The 3,448-nt window shown below is 70.3% G+C and carries 4 protein-coding genes; 2 read left to right on the forward strand and 2 right to left on the reverse strand.

All coding sequences use genetic code 11. From position 1 onward, the window contains the following. Positions 1 to 73 precede the first annotated feature (73 nt). On the reverse strand, positions 74 to 1,375 hold the full coding sequence (locus tag HUV06_RS15230; protein ID WP_174302093.1) for an O-acetylhomoserine aminocarboxypropyltransferase/cysteine synthase family protein: 1,302 nt from the start codon (positions 1,373 to 1,375) through the stop codon (positions 74 to 76). Positions 1,376 to 1,437: 62 nt separating this feature from the next. Next, positions 1,438 to 1,764 carry a hypothetical protein gene (locus tag HUV06_RS15235; protein WP_174302094.1) on the reverse strand — a complete coding sequence of 109 codons (327 nt, stop codon included), beginning with the start codon at positions 1,762 to 1,764 and terminating at the stop codon, positions 1,438 to 1,440. Positions 1,765 to 1,931: 167 nt separating this feature from the next. On the opposite strand from HUV06_RS15235, the gene HUV06_RS15240 reads away from it, so the two are divergent. Both HUV06_RS15240 and HUV06_RS15245 read left to right on the forward strand, forming a co-directional pair. Beyond that, positions 1,932 to 2,810 (forward strand): branched-chain amino acid aminotransferase, encoded by an 879-nt coding sequence (locus HUV06_RS15240; RefSeq protein WP_174302095.1) that lies wholly within the window; start codon positions 1,932 to 1,934, stop codon positions 2,808 to 2,810. A gap of 209 nt (positions 2,811 to 3,019) precedes the next feature. Next, positions 3,020 to 3,448, forward strand: a 429-nt coding sequence (locus tag HUV06_RS15245) for an inositol monophosphatase family protein (protein WP_305793648.1), incomplete at its 3' end; no start/stop codon positions are given.

Below are 3,448 nucleotides of genomic sequence, written 5' to 3' on the forward strand. Positions count from 1 at the left end.
CACCGCGGGCGTCCGCCTTTCCAGCGCCCCCGCCGGCCCGTAGAGCTGCAGTCCCATCATCGCGCGCGCTCCCTCACGCGGCCGCGGGGCGGCGGGTGGCGCGCCGGGCGGCGGCCAGCGCCTGGTCGAGGTCGTCCAGGATGTCGTCGATATGCTCGATGCCGACGCTGATGCGGAGCGTCTCCGGTCGCACCCCGGCCTTTAGCTGCACGTCCGGCGGCATCTGGCGGTGGGTGGTGGAGGCGGGGTGGCAGGCCAGCGACTTGGCGTCGCCGATGTTGACCAGCCGCTTCACCAGGCGGAGCGCGTCGTAGAAGGCCTTGCCGCCCTCAAGCCCGCCTGCGGCCCCGAAGGTCAGCAGCGAGGAGCCCTGGCCGCCCAGGTATTTCTGCGCGAGCGCATGGTAGGCGCTGTCCGGATGCCCGGCGTAGGCGACCCACTCCACGTCCTGGTGGCCGCGGAGGAAGTCAGCGACCTTACGGCCGTTCTCCACATGCCGCTCCATGCGCAGCGACACGGTCTCGATGCCCTGGATCAGCTGGAAGGCGCTCATGGGCGCCAGCACCGCACCCATGGTGCGCTGGTAGACGCTGCGGCAGCGCGCGATGTAGGCGGACGCGCCGAACCGCTCCCGATAGACCAGCCCGTGATAGGACTCGTCAGGCGTGTTGAAGGCCGGGAAGCGGTCGGCGTGCTTCTCCCAAGGAAAGCGACCTCCGTCCACGATGATCCCGCCGAGCGTCGTGCCGTGACCCCCCATGAACTTGGTCAGGCTGTGCACCACCACGTCCGCGCCGTAGTCGATGGGGCGTAGCAGGCAGGGCGTCGCCACGGTGTTGTCGACCACCAGGGGTACGCCGGTCGCGTGGGCGATCTTGGCCAAGGCCTCGATGTCGGCGATGTTGCCGGCGGGGTTGCCGATGCTCTCGCAGAACACCGCGCGGGTGTCGGTGTCGATCAGCTTGGCGATCGCGTCGGGGTGGTCGCTCTCGGCGTAGCGGACGGTGACGCCCTGGCGCGGCAGCACGTGGCTGAACAGGGTGTGAGTGGTGCCGTAGAGCTGGGGCGCACAGACGATGTTTCCGCCGTGGTCGGCCAGATTGGCGATGGCGTAGTGCAGGGCCGCCTGGCCGCTGGCCACCGCCAGTGCGCCGACGCCGCCCTCCATGGCCGCCACCCGCTCTTCCAGCACCGCCACGGTAGGGTTGGCGATGCGGCTGTAGCGGTAGCCCTCGGCCTCCAGGTCGAACAGGGCCGCGCCATGGTCGGCGCTGTCGAAGGCGTAGGCTGCGGTCTGGTAGATCGGCACGGCGACCGCATGGGTGGTGGGATCGGCGTCGAAGCCGGCGTGGAGCGCTTGTGTGGCGAGTCTCATCGGGGTCCTTTCGGGCCATGGCGTCTCGGATCGGGTCGGCGGGTGCGCCATTCCGGGACGGCTCAGCGGACCAGCATGTGTTCGATGGAGGCGCAGGCGACCTCCGGATGGGCGGCGAAGCGGTCCACCAGCCGCCGCGCGGCGTCCGGGCTGAGGCGGGTGGCCTGCAGCACCGCCTCGAACGCCTCGCCGACGGGACGCACCACAAGGGAGTGCAGCCGCCCCTGGGAGCGGGCGAGCTCATCCAGCAGGTCGGGCAGGGCCGGATGACAGGCGTGCACCGCCACGACCATCTTGTGGATGACCACCCTCTCGCGCATCCAGTCCGCGTCGCTCTGCGGCGCGTCGGCGTCCTGGAACCGTGCACTTCTGGCGGCTGAAGAGATCATCGGGGCGTCCTCTGGCGCTCGGCCAGCAATCTGCATGCCGCGAAGTAACGAAATTGCCTTCAACACTCGGGAATCGTCATGAACGCCCGTTAAGCAGGAAGAGGAGGGAGCTTTATGCCCCTGCTTACCTTTGCCGGCGACAGTGAGGCCCCGCCCTGGAGCCCAAGATGTCCCACGTGGTCGCGACCCGCGCCCCCATCTCGCAGACCTGGACCTTCTTCGAGGGCGAGTGGCATGAGGGCAACGTGGCCATCATGGGACCGCGCACCCACGGGGCCTGGCTGGCCTCCACCGTCTTCGACGGCGCGCGGCGGATGGGCGGCCGCTTCCCGGACCTGGAGGCGCACTGCGCCCGGGTGAACCGCTCCGCGATCAGCTTCGGCCTGGAGCCGGTCGTGGCGACGGCGCGCTGGATGGAGCTGGCGCGGGAGGGCGCCGCCCGCTTCGGCCCTGAGGCCGACCTCTACATCCGACCCATGTACTGGGCGGAAAGTGGCCTCGGCGGCGGCGTCATGTTCGATCCGGCCTCCACCTGCTGGTGCATGAACCTCTACGAGGCGCCCCTGCCGGAGCCCAGCGGCGCCGCGATCACCCTGTCCCCGTTCCGCCGGCCCACGGCCGACTGCGCCCCGGTGGAGGCGAAGGCCGGCGCCCTCTATCCGAACGGCGCGCGGGCGCTGCGGGAGGCGCTAGCGCGGGGCTTCGGCAACTGCCTGATGACCGACATGCTCGGCAACGTGGCCGAGCTGGCCAACGCCAACGTGTTCCTGGTCAAGGACGGCGTGGTGATGACGCCTGTCCCCAACGGCACGTTCCTGGACGGCATCACCCGGCGGCGCGTGATCTCGCTGCTGCGCCAGGACGGCGTGGAGGTGGTCGAGCGCACCCTGCGCTACGCCGACTTCAAGGCCGCCGACGAGATCTTTTCCAGCGGCAACTTCCAGAAGGTGGCGCCCATCACCGGCGTTGATGGGCGCACGCTGGGTATCGGCCCCATGACGCTGCGCGCGCGGGCACTCTACTGGGCCTTCGCCGCGGAGGGCTGAAAGCGCCGTCCGACGCAGTGCGTGCTTCGAGACGCGAGCAAGCTCGCTCCTCAGCATGAGGAATGGGGTGAGGTCTTGCATACACTCGCCATCCTGAGGAGCGGCGAAGCCGCGTCTCGAAGGACGCGGCGCCGCGAGGCCAGCAGCCTTGCCTCGGCTGTTCCGGCGCGAGACAATGATGTCCGCCTCGTCATCGCAAGGCCTGTTCCGTGACCGATCCCGAGCTCGCCGCCCACTTGGCGGAAACCACCGGTCGCATCCTGCTGGAGGTGCGCGCCAGCGGCGTGTTCTCGCAGAAGGCGCTCGGCAAGGCGGGCGATCTGACCGCCAACCAGTTCCTCGTGCATGCGCTCCGCGAGCAGCGGCCCGAGGACGGCCTGCTGTCGGAGGAGATGAAGTGCGACGGAGCCCGGCTGGGCCAGTCGCGCGTCTGGATCGTGGACCCGGTGGACGGCACGCGCGAATATGGCGAGGGCCGTGCCGACTGGGCCGTCCATGTCGCCCTGGCGATCGACGGCGTCGCCGCCGTCGGCGCGGTGGCCCTGCCCGGGCTTGATGCGGTGCTGCGCTCGGACCGCCCCGTGGCCCTGCCGCCGACAGGCTCGCCGCTCCGCATGGTGGTGAGCCGCACGCGGCCC

The sequence above is a fragment of the Caulobacter sp. S45 genome (genome assembly GCF_903642205.1).
Taxonomy (GTDB): domain Bacteria; phylum Pseudomonadota; class Alphaproteobacteria; order Caulobacterales; family Caulobacteraceae; genus CAHJWH01.